We start from the raw sequence: 15372 nt of genomic DNA on the forward strand, positions 1-15372 counted from the left end.
AAACGCACCGATGCCCGATCAGATCAACAATGACCTAACAGAATTTCAATCCCCCATAGCAATTTGGCATCGTGTTCTGACTCGATAACTGCACGCCATTGAGCGATATCCCAATCGGTGTAAGCGCTACGCCACCAATCTGTATGCCTAGCGTTTTTCCGCTTAATATGCCGAACAGATCATTGGTATTGGGTGGATTGTTGGCCAGATAGTTATTGAATTGCTGGGCAAATTGCGGGAAAACACAAGTGCTTGCATTGTTTGGATCCGCGCACAGATTAATAGGGCTGCTCGGGACGAGATTACCCACATAAACCGGATTGTTGACCGACATCCACCAGCCCTTCTGAGCAATATCGCCACTGGGCGAACCGGGCCAAAGAATATTTTGCGATTGCAGGCTCAGGGATAGTGGAGAGTTGAGCGGCAGTGAATGCATGAAGCCTAAGGGCTGTACAAAGTTGACATTGGCTGCGATATTTTGAATTGCGCCATATAAATGGGTATTGAAATTCGCACCGACACCTGCGTTGGGCAAGAGTAGACATCCTAAACCACTGCATGAGGTCGATGTGGCAACCACGGGGCCACCTTGTGTGCCCACGGTTCCGTTGGCGGGATAGGTTCCCGCAGATCCTGCGGCACTATAGTTTGCGTTATATTGAGGGGTGCCATAGCCATTACAGGCACCGATAGCTAGAAATCCACAATCATTGTCATCCGGATTGTAACCAATAATCACATTGGGAAGCGTTGTCGACGGATTGACGGTAATGGATGTCAGGCGTGATCCGTTTACGGTCGGTGCTGGCACCGTAAAACTGATGCCTGAAAATCCGGGGATAGTGAAAGAACCCGAGGTCAGCATAAACCCCGCGGTCGCGCCCACGCCACCGAGTGCCGTAAAATTGCCATGAATGGTGTAATTCGCTGCGCCATTTCCCGGGTTATAAACTGGAAACACCGCCGGTGCGGTGCTGATGGTGCCGGTGACCGTATCGGCAGCAGTCGTTGATTGAACATGGATATAGCCTGAGAAGGAATTGATACCATTTGCGTAATCAGTGTTTGTGCCGGACTGGAGCAGGCCAAGCACATTTTGCGCGCCTAACTGGACACCGGCGACATGGCGTGTGGATAATGAATTCGGATTTGAAATCGCAAGTCTTAAGAATGGATTGGTCAGCACCGCATCACAGCTGGCGATGTTGGCTCCTGCAGGACAACTGCCGACGCCCGGACTACCACTGAGGCTCATGTTATTGAGATCAATGTCGCAGCCAGGTCCATTGACCCCACCACACCCGAGTTGTAGATGCTGGATATTGGTATTCAATTGCACTTGACCATTCACACCCAGTGTATAAAAGCCAAAGTCCGAAGGGTTGCCACCTGATCCATCGCCCGATGGTGCCGTGTAGTTGGTATAAAATGCCGCCTGACCTGCTACTTGGCCCATGTCATGATCAGACATCTGTTGCAGTTCAGCAAATGCAGGACAGCTCATCAATAAACTGTTGATCAATAAAGCATAGGCAAGTAGGGATATCGTTCTAGAACATGACATCGTATGGTCTTTGAACCGGTGTCTCCTATACCACTCCAATATCTGTGTACCCATAACTTCCCTGCCATTGATCATGTTTGTTATTTTTGGAGGCTCATCAAAGATGACCTCTCTGTACGTCAAATCTGTAAAAGCTACTATAGTTGCTTTTATAAAAGCAACTATAGTAGCTTTATTGGAAAAGTAAACAGATTAGTATGAGATTTGGATGAACGGTGGCGATAGCAATGAGCGGATGCGGTTTGGGAAATATCGGCAGAGCAGACTTCTTGTGTAGGGGGATGGTCTGTCAATGTCAAAGATATTTACGCCGACGACATAGAAAGCCGACTTGGAACATTGTGCGGTCCCACTTATAGAATGTTGGGCGCTACATATCTGCCCCGAAATTAAAAAGCGACAGCTGGCTCAGCTGTCGCTTTTGTTGGCGTACCGAGCCTGTCAATTATCAACAGACTTGACGCTTGATCCATCACGCCTAGCGCAGATCAAAGCGATCGAGATTTATCACGCACTCAAAAAACAAAAAAGCAGGCACAAAGGTGGCCTGCTTTCTTTTGCGGATGTATCTTAAGAGGTTAAGGATGCAATCGCTGCGTTGAAGGTGGCGCTTGGGCGCATGACTGCATCCACTTTCGCAACATCCGGCAAATAATAACCGCCGATATCCGCTGGCGTGCCTTGTACCGCAGCCAACTCATCGATGATCGCCTGTTCGTTCGCTGCGAGTTTTTCAGCCAGTGGCTTGAATTGGGCAGCCAATTCGGCATCATCAGTTTGTTCAGCCAACGCCTGCGCCCAGTATAGGGAGAGGTAGAAATGGCTACCGCGATTGTCGAGCTGCCCCGTCTTTGCTGAAGGGGTCTTGCTGTTATCGAGCAGTTTGCCAGTCGCGGTATCAAGCGTCCGGGCAAGGATCTTGGCCCGAGCGTTGTTCGTCTTGATGCCCAGTTCTTCTAAACTTACGGCAAGCGCCAAGAATTCGCCCAGAGAGTCCCAGCGTAAGTGATTTTCTTCCACCAATTGCTGTACGTGCTTGGGTGCCGAGCCGCCAGCGCCGGTCTCATACATGCCACCACCGGCCATCAGCGGCACGATGGACAACATCTTGGCCGACGTGCCCAGTTCCATGATCGGGAACAGGTCAGTCAAATAATCGCGCAGGATGTTGCCTGTGGCACTGATGGTATCTTGCCCACGAATCACGCGCTCCAGCGTGTAGCGCATTGCACGAACCTGACTCATGATCTGAATGTCCAGACCCGTGGTATCGTGATCTTTCAGGTACGTCCGCACTTTAGCGATCAGCTGTGCTTCGTGTGGGCGGTAGGAATCCAACCAGAACACTACGGGCATGCCTGAGTTGCGCGCGCGCGTCACGGCAAGTTTGACCCAGTCGCGAATCGCTGCGTCTTTGGTCTGACACATCCGCCAGATGTCACCCGCTTCGACATCCTCGCTCATCAGCACTTCACCCGTATTCAGGTCAGTGATGTTCGCGACACCGTCTTCAGGGATCTCGAAGGTCTTGTCGTGCGAGCCGTATTCTTCAGCCTGCTGCGCCATCAAGCCCACGTTTGGCACTGTGCCCATGGTCGTCGGATCGAACGCACCATGCCATTTGCAGAAGTTGATCATCTCCTGATAGATACGGGCAAAAGTCGATTCTGGCATCACGGCTTTCACATCTTTCAGACGACCATCTGCACCCCACATCTTGCCGCCGTTGCGAATCGCAGCAGGCATGGAGGCATCGACAATCACGTCGTTGGGTGAGTGGAAGTTGGTGATCCCTTTTGCTGAATCCACCATGGCGAGTTTAGGGCGGTGTTCGTAGCAGGCGTGGATATCCTCTTTGATTTCGTCTTGCAAGCTCTGCGGCAGCACGGCGATCTTGTTGTACAGATCGACCATTCCATTGTTCACATTCACGCCCAACTCGTCGAACAGCTTGCCGTGTTTTGCAAAGGCGTCTTTGTAGAAAATTCGGACACAGTGACCGAACACGATCGGGTGCGAGACCTTCATCATGGTCGCTTTCACATGCAGTGAGAACATTACGCCCGTTTTGTATGCATCTTCGATCTCTTGTTCATAGAAGGCCAATAATGCCTTCTTACTCATGAACATGGAGTCGATCACTTCTTTATCGAGCAGTGAGAGCTTGGGTTTGAGCACGATGGTCTTACCACTTTTGGTGATCAGCTCCATCTTCACGTCGCGTGCACGATCCAGTGTCATGGATTTTTCGCCGTGATAAAAGTCGCCCGAGTGCATGTGCGAAACGTGCGTACGTGAAGCCTGACTCCATTCCGCCATACTGTGCGGATGCTTGCGCGCGTAGTTTTTGACCGCTGCGGGTGCACGGCGGTCAGAGTTGCCTTCACGCAGTACAGGATTCACTGCGCTGCCGATGCACTTGTTATAGCGTGCGCGAATGTCTTTTTCTTCGTCGGTCTGCGGGTTCTCGGGAAAATCGGGAATCTTGTAGCCCTTCGCTTGCAATTCTTTGATCGCCGCTTTGAGCTGTGACACCGAGGCACTGATATTGGGCAATTTGATGATATTGGCTTCAGGCGATAGCGTGAGCTTACCGAGCGCATCAAGGGTATCGGGCAAACGTTGTGCCTCGGTCAAGTTTTCCGGGAACAGACCCAGAATACGAGTCGCTACGGAGATGTCGCTGGTCGTCACATCAATACCAGCTGGTGCGGTAAAGGCCTGCACGATGGGCAGGAATGATGCGGTAGCTAGGCGAGGCGCCTCGTCGGTCAGTGTGTAGATGATTGTGGGTTGCTGATTACTCATCTCGTCGTCTCGCGGTTGGTGGGTGGAACAAACGCGCCTGATCTGCGATTAGTGCGCGATTTTTTTTCAGATCCTTCTATACGGCTTTTGCGGTATGCACTAAGCAAAAGCCTCATGATGGGTTGTATACGCTTGCAACTGAATGTCATCTCGATGGAGATCATATCCATGATCCAAGTCAGTCCCATGTCATGGTAAGACTAAGATTTACCAAAAAAGTAGACATGTGTTGCGCAGGCGACATAGTTTACCTTATGGGTGGGGGGGAATAGTGGCTTATGCATAGTGAGTGTCTAAATGGCGGCATCACGAAAATTTATGATGGGTGGTGTTTATAGCAACGAAGCCTAGCAACGAGCCAGAGTGGCGAGTGTACTAAACCCCAATAAGGCGTTACGTCACCAGTCGATGCCCACGCAGACATCAAAAAACGACAACAGATTGTGCTGTCGCTTTTTGGAGTTCACCAAGTCGTCTATCGATCATCGACAGACTTTATGCTTGATCCACTCTCTTTAGGGCAGATCAAGTTAGCGCAGATCAAAGCGATCCAGATTCATCACCTTGACCCATGCAGCAGTGAAGTCTGTGACAAATCGGGCCTTGGCATCGGTACTGGCGTAGACCTCAGCGAGGGCGCGCAGCACGGCGTTGGAACCAAAGACCAGATCATTGCGTGTGGCGGTGTACTTCACAGCACCCGTTTTGCGGTTTCTTCCGGCAAAGACTTCAGTCGTTGCATCAACGGGTTGCCATTGGGTATCCATATCCAGCAGATGAATGAAAAAGTCATTGGACAGCGCGCCGACATGATCGGTGAATACGCCATGTGCGCTGCCATCAAAATTCGCCCCAAGGACACGCAAACCACCGATCAGTACCGTAAGCTCCGGGGCGGTCAGGGTGAGTTGCTGTGCTTTGTCGATGAGCAGTGCCTCAGTGTTCGCATCGACTTGGCTGTTTTTGTAGTTGCGGAAGCCATCTGCATGGGGTTCCAAAAAGCCAAAGGACTCAACATCGGTCTCTGATTGCAGCGCATCGACGCGACCCGGTGCAAATGGCACATTGATCGCGATACCCGCTGCTTTGGCGGCTTGCTCGACACCGACCACACCTGCCAGTACGATAATGTCAGCCAGTGAGGCTTTGCCAGAGGATTGTTGGATACCTTTGAGACGATCAAGTGCGGGAATCGCATGCTGATTGACCGGCCAATCTTTCTGCGGTACCAGTGCCAGACGTGCACCATTGGCGCCGCCGCGCTTATCACCACCGCGGAAGGTCGAGGCAGATGCCCACGCCACCGAGACTAGCTCAGATACGCTTAAACCTGATGCGGCAATCTTCTCTTTCAAGTCAGCAATATCAGCACTCGTAGGGTGATAGATTGGTGCTGGCAGCGGATCTTGCCAGAGCAAATCTTCCTTCGGTACTTCAGGACCGAGATAGCGCGCTTTAGGACCCATATCACGATGGGTCAGCTTAAACCAAGCACGCGAGAACGCTTCGGCAAAGGCCTGAGGGTTCTCGTGGAAGCGCTTGGAAATCTTGCCAAATTCAGGGTCAAAGCGCAGCGTCAGATCCGTTGTAAGCATAGTTGGTTTATGGAATTTGCCGGGGATATGCGCATCTGGAATGATGTCCGGTGCGTCTTTGGCGATCCATTGCTTGGCACCCGCAGGAGAGGTGGTCAGCTCCCATTCGAACTTGAACAGATTTTCAAAGAAATTGTTACTCCAGAGCGCGGGCGTCTTGGTCCACGTGACTTCAAGACCACTGGAGATAGTGTCTTTGCCATGCCCTTGACCAAAACTGCTGATCCAGCCCAAGCCTTGCGCCTCAAGCGGTGCGCCTTCTGGTTCTGGACCTTTATATTCTTCGGGTCCAGCACCATGGGTCTTACCGAAGGTGTGACCCCCTGCAATCAGGGCGACGGTTTCTTCATCGTCCATCGCCATATTGCTAAAGGTGATGCGGATGTCGTGGGCTGCTGCGAGGAAGTCGCCGCTGGCATTTGGACCTTCCGGATTGACATAAATCAGACCCATATGGGTCGCAGCGATATTGTCGTCGAGTTCACGTGCGCCATGGAAACGTTTGTCGTCACCCATCCAAGCGGTTTCTGCACCAAAGTTGACATCGTTATCTGGTTCCCACGTATCTTCACGACCACCGGCAAAGCCGAACGTGCGGAATCCCATCGACTCCAGCGCCACATTACCGGTCAGGAGAATCAGGTCAGCCCAAGAGATCTTCTGGCCGTATTTCTGTTTGATCGGCCACAGCAAGCGGCGGGATTTATCGATATTGACGTTATCAGGCCAGCTATTCAGCGGCGCAAAGCGCTGTTGTCCACGACCTCCACCGCCACGTCCATCCTGCGCGCGGTAGGTACCGGCACTGTGCCAAGCCATGCGGATAAACTGCGGGCCGTAGTGACCAAAGTCCGCAGGCCACCAGTCTTGAGAGTCGGTCATGAGTTTGACCAGATCTGCTTTTAAGGCGTGGTAATCCAGCGTCTTGAATTGCTCGGCGTAATCAAATTTTTCACCCAGTGGGTTGGATTTTTCCGAATGCTGATTGAGCAGATCTACGCGCAGTTGCTTTGGCCACCAGTCCCGGTTTGTAGTGCCGGTACCTGCGGTATGAAAGGGGCATTTTGATGCAGTGGACATGTCTTTCTCCGTGAATGTTGATGACGCTGCTCTAGCCACAAAAGTTCAACCACTCGCTCAAGCCCGTTGCCTGTACGGACTAGGGATTATGGCTTGTCACCAGAATGTATGGAACGAATCCTATTGCTTTGCTGATCATTGATTAGTGACGTTATTCCAGCGTCCCATCATCAATAATTTACGGAGAGATATCTGTTAGGAAATCGTTAATGGGTTTGATTTTGAGGGGGAGATTGGATACCTATGGATACTCAAGGTAGCCGACGTAAGATGACCCGACGCACTCAAAGCCCATTCTGCGGTAGAGCGCGACAGCGGGTTCGTTGTCGATGTCGACAATCAAGTGGGCGGTGCGACCAGCGGTGACGATCCGATTGACCGCGAATTCTAGTACGCGCTCAGCGAAACCCCGCCGACGGTACGCGGGGAAGGTATAGGTTCCACCGATAGAGATCAGTCGATTGGTTTCGATCCCAAAGCGAACGACCGAGACGATCTGGTCGTCGGCATCAAACACAGCAATTTTTTCCTGTGCGACTAGTGCTTCCCAGTCCGGTGCATCATCGACAGAGCGCTCCTCATTGTAGTGGTGTTGATACTCAACAAGACGGGCAATGTCTGATGCTGTCGCCATGCGCCCACTCGCTTGTGGGAAGCGGTGCGCCGAGATCATCACCCATTGGTCGTACTCGCGTACGAGGCGTGCCCTCGGCACTACTTTACTACGCAACAGATCACGCCCTATTGAGGTGGTCACGATCCGGCGTGGTCGAAGGTCCAGAATCGTGGGGCAGAGCGCTCCGGCTGCGGATGAATCCTCCGGCAGCCAAAAGCAGGTGCCGCCCGCGAGTGCCACCGCGACACCAAGGAACGCGTCCGGCATTTTTGAATCGTACAAGCGCAAGAGGTTCCACTCTGCATCGATGGCCCGCGTCTGGGCAAGAAAGACCGTGGCACCAATGGCATGATGAAACCGGGCATCAAGCCACTCAGAGATGAGCTGATCCTCACGCAGATCGGCTGGAGGTCCCGTTACGATCGTGGGTTTGTCGAAGTCTTTCTGCTTGATCTCGTCTTCCATTTTTTATGCTACGCCACTGATTTGAAAAAAGTGTAGCCTAAAAATAATTAAAGTCCTAAGGATGGCTTTAATTTTCTGGGATGACAGCTTACCAGCTCAACGCCCCGCCAGTCTGATACTCAGTCACACGCGTTTCAAAGAAGTTCTTCTCTTTGCGCAGGTCTGGTCTATCATTTCACTCATTGGAATATTGTAGGGGCTTAGATAAGCATATTATTCTTTTGGAATTTACTGCCAAGATAATTCATGTTTCGGTAGTTTTGTTGAGTTGATAATTTATTACCAAATGAGTAAACGCCATTAGCTATTGATACTTATGAACAGTACTATACAACCTACTTTTTTAAACCTTAGCCCTAAACTATGACCAGAGATGTGTTTAAGCAACTTCAAAGTAAGCGAAGAAAGCCTTGGGAAGGTGAGGAAGAGGTTAGATATGCATGGATAAAGGCGATAGAAGATGTGTCAGGCCTCTCTCTTGATGCAGAAAGAAAGAGAAAAGATGCTAGTTATAATCATCTAATAATAGAGTTTAAATCTCCGGGCGCATTTAACGGTAAGAAGACTAGCCCAGCGTTCATCAATGCGACAGAGCAAAGATTACTACCATATATTCAAAGAGAGGCGGCACACGCTAAGATTCCCGAGTCAGATTTTATTGGGATAGCTATTGATGGGGAGCATATAGCTTTTGCACAAGTTATTGATGGGAGTATTCGATCTCAGCACTTATTACCTTTTTCTGAAACGTCGTTTAACTTAGTCGTAGAAGCTTTTAAAGCAGATACGCGTAAGGCTTTTACTATTGAAAATTTGTTAAAGGATTTTGGGCATGGCTCAAGTACAGCATTGAACTTGATGCAAGCTATGGCAGATGGTTTGAATGAGTTTCTATCTCAATCAAATAATAAAGTCTCAATGCTGTTTGAAGAGTGGCGGACTCTTTATGGACAAGTCGCGAATATGTCAGTATCACAAGTTGATGCAATTAATAAGGAAGTCGCTTTTACTTGGAGCGGAGGTGCTCTTAAGGAAATTCCTGCAAAATTATTTGTAATCCATACATATAACTCATTTCTGATTAAAATATTAGCAGCTGATATTGTGGCTGCACATAATCTTACTTCTTTTGAGTATCCAGCCCAAGCTCTCGCAACAGTGGATTCAGATAACCAGTTATTTGATAAATTAGACGCAGAAATAGAACACTCAGGGTTATTTGAAAGTGCTCAAATTTCTGGTTTTGTTGAGGAAGTAATATTTAGTTGGTACTTAGATTTAAGACACTCGAATGCAGCTCCTAATGTGCATCGAAGTGTAAGGGACCTGCTTTCAAAGGTATCTTTATATAGGCTGGACCATTTAGAGAAAACTAGAGATATCCTAAGGGATCTTTATCAAGGCTTGGTTCCAGGAAAACTTAGACAGAGTTTGGGAGAGTTCTATACACCAGATTGGCTTGTAGATATTACTTTAGATAAAGTTCAAAGCCCGGCATTATTAAAGCAAAGAGTATTAGACCCTACATGTGGCTCAGGCGCATTTTTATTAGCGGTTATAAGACGGAAACGTGAATTAGCTGCTGAGTTGGGTTGGGGTTCTAAGGAGATATTAGATAATATCTGCTCAACAGTGTGGGGCTTTGATCTGAACCCTTTGGCTGTTCAAACGGCACGAGTAAATTTTCTAATAGAAATAGCTGACCTGCTAAAAGATAACCCAGGGTATAGTTTCGAGGTTCCTATTTTGTTGGCCGATGCTATTTATTCGCCAGCAGCGTTGCCAGACAAGGATAAAGATATTGTTGAATATAATGTCGGTAGTCAAATCGCAAACTTGAATATTTTATTACCAAGAAATTTAGCTTTAGATCGAGTGAAACTAGATAATATCTTTAAATATATGGAGATAGGAGTTGAAGCCGATAAGCCTTTTGACTTGGTACAGGCTCAGTTAGTAAGTTATGGTTTGATTCATAATGATGAAATCGAATCATGGTCTAGTCCCTTGAAGCATACATATGATCAGGTATTAGAGCTCCATAAGAAAAACTGGAATGGAATTTGGTTTAAGATCGTCCGCAACTTCTTTTGGTCTGCAACCGCTGGACAATTTGATTTGGTTATAGGTAATCCGCCTTGGGTTCGTTGGTCCAAATTACCTGATCTATATCGAGAACGGGTGAAACCTACATGTGAGCATTATGGTATTTTTTCAAAAACTAAGAGGCATGGAGGAAACGAGCTAGATATTTCTGCCATGATTACTTACACCGTGGCGGATAAATGGCTAAAGCTAGATGCAATGATGGCTTTTGTAATTACTGGCACTTTATTTAAGAACCCATCTTCTGCTGGCTTTAGAACATTCCAGATCGAGGGCAATAATGTAGAATCTTTATACCTACAACCGATTAGCATCGATGACTTAAAAGCTTTAAAACCATTTCCTGATGCCGCTAACCATACATGTATTGCCGTCTTTAGGAAGTCTGAAAGTAAGCCTAATTACCCAATTACTTACAATGTTTGGGAAGCAAAAAAAGGAGCAAAAAAAACTATTCCTGCAGATATCCAATTTCAACAGATATTGCATAATATCAATATTGCAATTAAAGAAGCATTTCCCGTAGGTGAAATTGGATCCCCTTTAGCTGTTCTAGATATTGGTAGATTTTCGATAATAAAATATCTTTCCAATCAATGTACATGGACACAGGGCAGAAAAGGAATCACGACTGATTTAAATGGAGTATATTTTGTCCCGATATTAAATCAGTCTTCTGATAAGGTTCAAATTATTAGTAGGCCAGAGGCTGGGAAAAGAAATATTGGGGCTGCCAAAAAGACATGGGTAGAACCTGATTTATTGTATCCTTTGATCAAAGGGGCCGGGGACTTTGAACCCTATTATCTTAAACTAGATAATCCAGATTATAAGGAAACTAGGCTATACACTTTTATTCCTAACGTAGGAATCTCTAAAGAGGCATACCAAACAGCTCAAGATAAATTAAGTACTCCAAATCTAAATTTAACAGCTACTTGGTTTCATGGCTTTCAGAGTTTGCTAGAGACTAGATCAACTTATAAATTACAAATGAAAGGAGCGCCTTTCTTTGCTATATATAATATAGGGGATTACACATTTAAACCATGGAAAGTAATTTGGCCTGAAATGTCATCATCTTTCTATGCTGCCGTAGCAGGGTCTTCTGATGTTCCCCTTGTAGGTAATCGAATCTATATTCCAGATCATAAAGTGTACTTTGCTTCATTTGATGATAAACAAACAGCATACTTTGTATGCGGCCTATTAAACTCTCCAGTCGTTAAAGAATGGATTAATAGTCATAATGTATCTATTCAAGTGGCTGATGTCTTTAAACATCTTTCTATTCCAGAGTTTAGTAAAAGCTCTGCTAAACATATAGAATTAGCGAATTTGGTTGAAAGTGCCCATCATACTCATGATAAGGACGCTAGAAAGTTAATTATTCGGAAAATTGAAGAACTAGCTGAAAATATAATGCTGGGCTGGAGTGAAACGCTTTAATAGAGCAATAGCGATTAAATAACATAGGTTATGAACTAGAAAGGCTACAAATAAAATTGCAGCCTTACCATCCCAATGCCCCACTAGTCTGATATTTAGGCACACGCGCTTCAAAGAAATTCTTCTCTTTACGCAGGTGTAGTGTAGGTTGGAGGTTTTATTTCAGTATTAGTAAGAGTTTGATTTAGTAGCTGGGGTAGCCTCCCCATCCTGCGCTTGCTGAGTGCGGACAGGTCTGTAAGTTCTGTGGGGAGGACTTTTAAAGTGTTGGCAAGTTGCTTTAGCACTTGATGAGGTATGGTTCAGAGTTTCGTGGAGGACGAAATGGTTGATCTGGGGGAAACTCCAGTGTAGTAGAGCTTAAAGCTAAGATTGTAGAGCTAGAATTAGAAGTAGTGTTATGCCAAACTTAAGAAACTCATATCAACTTAAAGTTTAATGTCTAAAAGGATATAACAATGAACGATGAAGAAGTGTCAGTAATAGACGGTGTCGAAGAAAATTTTCCATTGCATCAATTCCAGTTGACCACAACACCAAATGATTTTAATACACTGACTATTATTTCGTTTATAAAATCCAAAGTTTTTAAAATTCCCTTATTTCAAAGGCACTATGTTTGGGATTTAAAAAGAGCATCTAGGCTGATTGAGTCATTACTTATTGGGCTTCCTATACCTCAAATATTTTTATATGAAAGTGGTAAGAATGAGTTTTTAGTCATTGATGGGCAGCAACGTCTTATGACTATATATTATTTTTTTAGTGGCAGATTTCCAAGGAAAGATAAACGTGCGGAATTAAGAGATATTTTTGATAAACATGGAAGTATTCCAGATCTTATTATGGAAGATGATAAGTTCTTTCAGAAGTTCAACTTGAGTTTGGAGGATTCAACAGAAGGTCTTCCAAATGCATTCCATGGTAAGAATTATGAAACTCTCGGTGATGGTCAAACCACACTGAATTTGGCGACAATCAGAAATATGATTATAAAGCCCGTTGTGAAGGATGAAGAAAATGGCGCAATGTTTGAGATATTTAATAGATTAAATAGCGGTGGAATGAATTTGGGTGCTCAAGAGATTAGAATGAGCCTTTATCATTCTGATTTTCTACTTAGTTTAAGGGAGTTAAATAATAATTCCCAATGGAGGCGTATCCTAGGAAAGAAAGAAATTGATCTAAGGCTAAATGATGTTGAAGCTGTTCTTAGGGCAATTGCGATGTCTTCCTATTCTGAACATTATTCAAATAGCATTACGGGCTTTTTAAATAAATTTTGTAATTATTCTCGAAGCTTTACGGAAGAAAAAGTAGAATTTTTTGAGTTGATTTGGAAATCTTTTATGGATGCCACAGTTGATCTGGACGAAACTCATTTCAGGACAGGAGCTAGTAGATTAAGTATAACTTTATTTGAGTCGGTTTTTTATGCAGCCTGCGAAGAGTCTCTGTCATCTGGGGTTGTTGATATTAAGAAAATTAGATCAGAATTTATAGCCTCTCTTAAGGCTGACTCAGCATTTATTGCATTTAGTACGGATAAAACCACATCAAGATCGAATGTTCTAGGACGGTTAAGACGAGCTAAAGAGCTATATGAGGGATAACATATGGTTCAGCATAATGAGCTTGAAGCGGTACAGAAGCTATACATCGATCACCAAGATTATTATAAGTTTTTGATGGAGAATGGTCAGATTAGTTTTGCTAATGATTATTTGTCTCAATTTTCAAAAATTTTCCTTCTTGCTGCAGCAAGTTACTTTGAAGGCTCTCTTTTGAGAGCAATTCATGGGATGGTGAATCCAAGTAAATGCGTGCTTACCACTGACTTTATTGATAATAAGGCCTTGAAAAGGCAATACCATACTTTGTTTGATTGGGCTACACCAAGCGCAAGTGGTTTCTTCTCTTTATTTGGAGTTGGCTTTAAAGATTTTATGAAAGCTAAAATTAGAAACGATGCTAATTTGAAAGAATCAATTAATAGTTTTCTTGAGATCGGAAGTCTTAGGAACCAGTTGGTGCATAATAATTTTGCTACATTTGCTCTTCAGGCAACTGCTAGTGAAATATTTATAAAGTTTAATGATGCGAATTTATTTGTTCAGCAGTTACCTATTTTTGCTATGCAATATTTGGTGGAATTCGTGTCCGAAGGTTCATTAAAAACTTAATGTTTTTTTTGTTAAGTACCTCTGATAGCCAGAGGTACTTATACTGCATATTGTTTGGACTAGTTGCTTACCAGCTCAACGCCCCGCCAGTCTGATACTCAGTCACACGCGTTTCAAAGAAATTCTTCTCTTTACGCAGATCCATCATTTCAGACATCCAGCCGAATGGGTTGGTGACTCCAGCGTATTGCTCTGGTAAGCCCAACTGGTTCAGACGACGGTTAGCGATGAACTTCAGGTACTCTTCCATCATCGCGGCATTCATGCCGAGTACACCGCGTGGCATGGTGTCACGCGCGTATTCGATCTCGATGGTCGCGCCTTCCAGAATCATCTGGATGATTTCTTGCTGGAACTCAGGTGTCCACAGATGTGGATTTTCGTTTTTGATCTGGTTGATCACGTCGATCCCGAAGTTCAGGTGCATCGATTCATCACGCAGGATGTACTGGAACTGTTCAGCCACACCGCCCATCTTGTTGCGACGACCCATCGATAGAATCTGAGTAAAGCCGCAATAGAAGAAGATACCTTCGAGCACGCAGTAGAACGCGATCAGGTTGCGCAGCAAGCGTTGGTCGTTTTCTGGGGTACCGGTGTGGAAGGTTGGGTCAGAAAGGCTTTGGGTGTATTTGAGCGCCCAAGTGGCTTTCTTCGCAACACTTGGCACTTCGCGGTACATGTTGAATACTTCGCCTTCATCCATGCCTAAAGACTGGATACAGTACTGGTAGGCGTGAGTGTGGATCGCTTCTTCAAAGGCTTGGCGTAGTAGGTACTGGCGGCACTCTGGGTTGGTGATGTGGCGATACAGTGCCAGCACGAGGTTGTTGGCAACGAGTGAGTCAGCAGTCGAGAAGAAACCAAGCGAGCGCATGACGATGGTACGTTCATCGGGGGTCAGTCCGTTTTCAGACTTCCACAGCGCGATATCGGCGGTCATGTTCACTTCTTGCGGCATCCAGTGGTTGGCACAGCCATCCAGATACTTCTGCCATGCCCACTCGTATTTAAACGGTACGAGCTGGTTTAAGTCAGCGCGACAGTTGATCATGCGTTTGTCGTCGACTTGGATGCGCTGTGCGCCCATTTCCAGGTCTTCAAGTCCGGCTGCAACGTCGAGGTGCTCTACAGCATGTTGAGCGCGCTCAGCGGCACTGGCGTCAGCAGCGAGAGCTGGGGCTGGATGGGATGGAGTACTAGCCACAACCGACTTTGGCTCTGGTGATGACGGCGCAGGTTGGCTCTCAGGTTGCGGCGGATTTGCTGGTTGCGGTAGAGTCGCAGTTGCCGTGCCGCCATTCTCTTCTTCATCATCATTGAAGTCATCCCAGCTTAAAATTGACATGTTGTATTCCTCATTGTGCATTCAAATATTGCGTGTACATAATCTTGGGGTGCGAGGCAGTTGGTCTCGCGGCTTAACGCTTGAATCAAGCGGAAAATCTAGTTGTTATTCAAGCCACTATTATACATTATTGGCGTGGTACATCTGGTTTTGCA

The 15372-nt window shown here is 46.2% G+C and carries 8 protein-coding genes; 3 read left to right on the plus strand and 5 right to left on the minus strand.

Annotated features, from left to right (window positions below; genetic code table 11):
- Nucleotides 1-34: 34 nt before the first annotated feature.
- The 4 genes from ACLHG7_RS05825 to ACLHG7_RS05840 all read right to left on the minus strand — a co-directional run bounded on the left by ACLHG7_RS05825 (nucleotide 35) and on the right by ACLHG7_RS05840 (nucleotide 8131).
- Nucleotides 35-1567 (minus strand): hypothetical protein, encoded by a 1533-nt coding sequence (locus ACLHG7_RS05825; RefSeq protein WP_410210092.1) that lies wholly within the window; start codon nucleotides 1565-1567, stop codon nucleotides 35-37.
- Between the two features lie 570 nt (nucleotides 1568-2137).
- Entirely contained in the window at nucleotides 2138-4375 is a 2238-nt protein-coding gene (locus ACLHG7_RS05830) for an NADP-dependent isocitrate dehydrogenase (RefSeq protein WP_410210093.1), read from the minus strand.
- A gap of 530 nt (nucleotides 4376-4905) precedes the next feature.
- Nucleotides 4906-7050, minus strand: a complete 2145-nt coding sequence (katG, locus tag ACLHG7_RS05835; protein WP_410210094.1) for a catalase/peroxidase HPI — start codon at nucleotides 7048-7050, stop codon at nucleotides 4906-4908.
- A 241-nt stretch (nucleotides 7051-7291) separates the two neighbouring features.
- A complete protein-coding gene (locus tag ACLHG7_RS05840; protein WP_410210095.1) occupies nucleotides 7292-8131 on the minus strand; it encodes a GNAT family N-acetyltransferase in 840 nt (279 codons plus the stop codon).
- Nucleotides 8132-8506: 375 nt separating this feature from the next.
- Here ACLHG7_RS05840 and ACLHG7_RS05845 point away from each other — a divergent pair, with 375 nt between their 5' ends.
- From ACLHG7_RS05845 to ACLHG7_RS05855, 3 genes are all read left to right on the plus strand, one after another.
- Nucleotides 8507-11686 carry an Eco57I restriction-modification methylase domain-containing protein gene (locus ACLHG7_RS05845; RefSeq protein ID WP_410210096.1) on the plus strand — a complete coding sequence of 1060 codons (3180 nt, stop codon included), beginning with the start codon at nucleotides 8507-8509 and terminating at the stop codon, nucleotides 11684-11686.
- 458 nt (nucleotides 11687-12144) lie between these two features.
- Nucleotides 12145-13299: a DUF262 domain-containing protein gene (locus ACLHG7_RS05850; RefSeq protein ID WP_410210097.1), complete on the plus strand. Its 1155-nt coding sequence runs from the start codon at nucleotides 12145-12147 to the stop codon at nucleotides 13297-13299.
- Nucleotides 13300-13302: 3 nt separating this feature from the next.
- The gene (locus ACLHG7_RS05855) at nucleotides 13303-13869 is read left to right on the plus strand and encodes a HEPN domain-containing protein (protein WP_410210098.1); all 567 of its coding nucleotides are present in this window, start codon (nucleotides 13303-13305) and stop codon (nucleotides 13867-13869) included.
- A gap of 67 nt (nucleotides 13870-13936) precedes the next feature.
- Here ACLHG7_RS05855 and ACLHG7_RS05860 read toward each other — a convergent pair whose 3' ends face one another.
- On the minus strand, nucleotides 13937-15217 hold the full coding sequence (locus tag ACLHG7_RS05860; protein WP_410210099.1) for a ribonucleotide-diphosphate reductase subunit beta: 1281 nt from the start codon (nucleotides 15215-15217) through the stop codon (nucleotides 13937-13939).
- Nucleotides 15218-15372: the final 155 nt, after the last annotated feature.

The organism is Aquirhabdus sp. (assembly GCF_046462495.1).
Classification (GTDB): Bacteria; Pseudomonadota; Gammaproteobacteria; order Pseudomonadales; family Moraxellaceae; genus Aquirhabdus.

Bases quoted from the DNA above. Each gene is read 5' to 3' on its own strand.
- ACLHG7_RS05825 (WP_410210092.1), bottom strand. From the start codon at position 1,567: ATGTCATGTTCTAGAACGATATCCCTACTTGCCTATGCTTTATTGATC.
- ACLHG7_RS05830 (WP_410210093.1), bottom strand. From the start codon at position 4,375: ATGAGTAATCAGCAACCCACAATCATCTACACACTGACCGACGAGGCG.
- katG (WP_410210094.1), bottom strand. From the start codon at position 7,050: ATGTCCACTGCATCAAAATGCCCCTTTCATACCGCAGGTACCGGCACT.
- ACLHG7_RS05840 (WP_410210095.1), bottom strand. From the start codon at position 8,131: ATGGAAGACGAGATCAAGCAGAAAGACTTCGACAAACCCACGATCGTA.
- ACLHG7_RS05850 (WP_410210097.1), top strand. From the start codon at position 12,145: ATGAACGATGAAGAAGTGTCAGTAATAGACGGTGTCGAAGAAAATTTT.
- ACLHG7_RS05855 (WP_410210098.1), top strand. From the start codon at position 13,303: ATGGTTCAGCATAATGAGCTTGAAGCGGTACAGAAGCTATACATCGAT.
- ACLHG7_RS05860 (WP_410210099.1), bottom strand. From the start codon at position 15,217: ATGTCAATTTTAAGCTGGGATGACTTCAATGATGATGAAGAAGAGAAT.